Origin of the sequence: Shinella pollutisoli (assembly GCF_024609765.1) — a bacterium.
Lineage (GTDB): Bacteria > Pseudomonadota > Alphaproteobacteria > Rhizobiales > Rhizobiaceae > Shinella > Shinella pollutisoli.
On the sequence record NZ_JANFDG010000062.1, the window covers coordinates 1 to 2,555 of the forward strand.

At 58.6% G+C, this 2,555-nt stretch carries 1 protein-coding gene and 1 pseudogene; one reads left to right on the forward strand and one right to left on the reverse strand.

Going from position 1 to position 2,555, the window contains the following annotated elements; genetic code table 11:
• Positions 1–808 precede the first annotated feature (808 nt).
• Positions 809–910, forward strand: a pseudogene (locus tag NNZ72_RS25300) (alcohol dehydrogenase catalytic domain-containing protein); the annotation flags it as partial.
• A gap of 232 nt (positions 911–1,142) precedes the next feature.
• Here NNZ72_RS25300 and NNZ72_RS25305 read toward each other — a convergent pair.
• The coding region (locus NNZ72_RS25305) for a M20/M25/M40 family metallo-hydrolase (protein ID WP_306766442.1) at positions 1,143–2,555 on the reverse strand (1,413 nt) is incomplete at its 5' end.

The following is a 2,555-nucleotide window of genomic DNA, read 5'->3' on the forward strand; positions in this document are numbered from 1 at the left end:
GTAGTGGCATTTTTCGGGATGCCCAATCGAGCTTGGTCAATGTGCGAGGAAAACACCGCTTACGGCGCATATGTCGGACGAACCAGTTTCTCCTGCCGTCAAATCCCTGCTCGTCGAGCAGGCAGACCAGCTACAGTCACATAAAACCCGGCTAGAGAAGGGGCTGGAAGACGCATTTCCCGCCTCCGATCCCGTCTCCGTCACGCATACGGCGACCGCGAAGGGGACATCGGAACTAGCCTATTCGCCTGAGCCCGAACCGTTGGGGCTTCACGCTTCGAACACCGGCCGGGAACGGGATGAAACAGAGTTCCATCGTACGGAATTGCGGGCCTTGCAAAACGATGTCACCGCCCTGCGAGAAAAAATTCACGCAGTCCGCAACAATGGGGCGAGTGCGGCCTTCGGTCGATACCCGTTGGTCGCGATCACGCTTCTCGCTGGAGCACTTCTGGTCCTCGGCGCAGGGCTAGGAACCAGGCGGCACTATGGGCGATCTGCAATCTGAGAGGCGTAGAATACTCAAAGCGCCATGAGTTTGCGAACCAGCCGGCGGAGAGCCACCTGCGCCTCCGCTGGCCAGGTTGTTCCTCAATCTGGATTTGGCAGCGCCGGTGGCGCTCCCCTCGAACGCGACCTTTGGCGGCGTGCTTCCAGTGGTCTTCATGGAGGCCATCGACGCGGCCCTCATCCTCCCCTTCGCGCCGGCCCATCAACGCGGGCGGCTTTCTCGGTCTTTTCCTCGTAGCGATGACAACGGTCGCGCGACAGAAGCGGCCTCAACGAACTATTCAAACAGGAGATTTCCATGAAAGCGCTTTGCTGGCACGGCAAGAACGACATACGCTGCGACAGCGTTCCGGATCCTCAGATCGAAGACGGCCGTGACGTCATCATCAAGATGACAGCCTACCTCGCGCGCGCAGTCCAAGGTCTAGGAAGAGACACTGCCGCGGCAACTCAAGTATCTGTTTGCCGTTCTTTGGATTTGAGCTTCCTTGAATTGCCTAAGCAGCATTTACTTGGTCCGCCAACTCCCTCCGCCCCGCACAAGCCTCTGCCATGTTGTGGCCAGTGTCAAAAGTGCCCCTACGGGTATGGTGCGCATGACCAAAACTTGCTTTGCTGATGATTTGACTAAACTACGAAGAGCGGTTCCGATCAAACCTGTCAGCGGGCTGCATCCGTTGAATCTCTCCGAATACTCGACCCCAGCTACGGGCACCCTTCCTTAGCCTCTCCGTATCGTAGTTCTCGTCCGGCGCGTGGATAGCGTCGGTCGAAAGTATGAAGCCGATAACGACGCATTCGGCTCCCAGTACCTCGCTGAGCTGCTGGACAAGCGGTATTGCGCCTCCGGTGCCCCTGAGTACCGCTGGCTGGCCCCATTCCGCTTCCAGGCCCCGCGCCGATGCGGCCAGGAAAGGGCTCTCCTGAGAAAGTACGACAGCGGAACTGCCGCCTACCCCCTCGAATTTAACCGAACATCCGGGCGGGATCCGGGACTCGACATAGTTGCGGAAGCTCCGACGGACCTGCTCAGGCTCCTGCCCGGCGACGAGCCTGAAGGAAAGGCGTGCTGTTGCCGTTCCGGGTAGCACGGAGCGCTCTCCCGGTCCCTGGTTGCCGCCAGTGATACCATTGATATCGACCGTCGGCCGCCCCCACATCGCCTCTAGCGGCGAGTACCCTTCCTCTGTCACGCCTCCGCTTAATTCAACGCTGTCGAACAAGCCAGGATATTGGGAAAGCGCATCCCATTGCTTCCGGAGAACCTCCGGGAGGTCGCGCACGCCATCGTAGAAGCCGTCAATAGTTACCCGTCCCTTTTCATCGTGAATACCGGCAAGGATGGAGCTTAGAATTCGAATGGGATTTGCGGCGACCGCCCCATAGTGCCCCGAGTGGAGATCAGGATTGGGAGCAGAAACCGTCACCCGCTCGTGGAGGAGACCCTTGAGCTGGGTAGTGATCGCCGGCTGAGTGGGCGACCACATTTCCGCATCACAGATGAACGCGACATCGCACTCAAGATTCTGCCGATGCTGCTGAATGAATTCAGGCAGGCTCGGCGAACCGCATTCCTCCTCCCCCTCCAGCATGACAATGATCTCGGCGGGGAATTCGCCCATGACGCTCTTCCAGGCGCGCAACGCCTCGATGAAAGTCCAAAGCTGACTTTTACTATCGGAAGCGCCGCGGCCATAAAACCGCTTGACGCCATCTTCATCGATCACCTCTGGCTTGAACGGCGCGTGCGTCCAATCTTCGAGTTCGCCGATCGGTTGGACATCGTAGTGTCCATAGAACAGCAACCGTTTCTGACTGTCTTCCGAACCGGACGGCGATCGGGCAAGCACCACCGGATGGCCCTTCGTCTGGATGATTTCGGCCGCGAACCCTATCGACGATAGTTCTTGCAAGAGCCATCGGGCGGCGCGGGCGATATCCTGTTCGCTCGATGGCTCGTTTGAAATCGAAGGTATTGAGACTAGGTCCTGTTGACAAAGTATGGCAGCCATATCTTTGCGGCTGCCAGGGCGAGGAATGCCGAG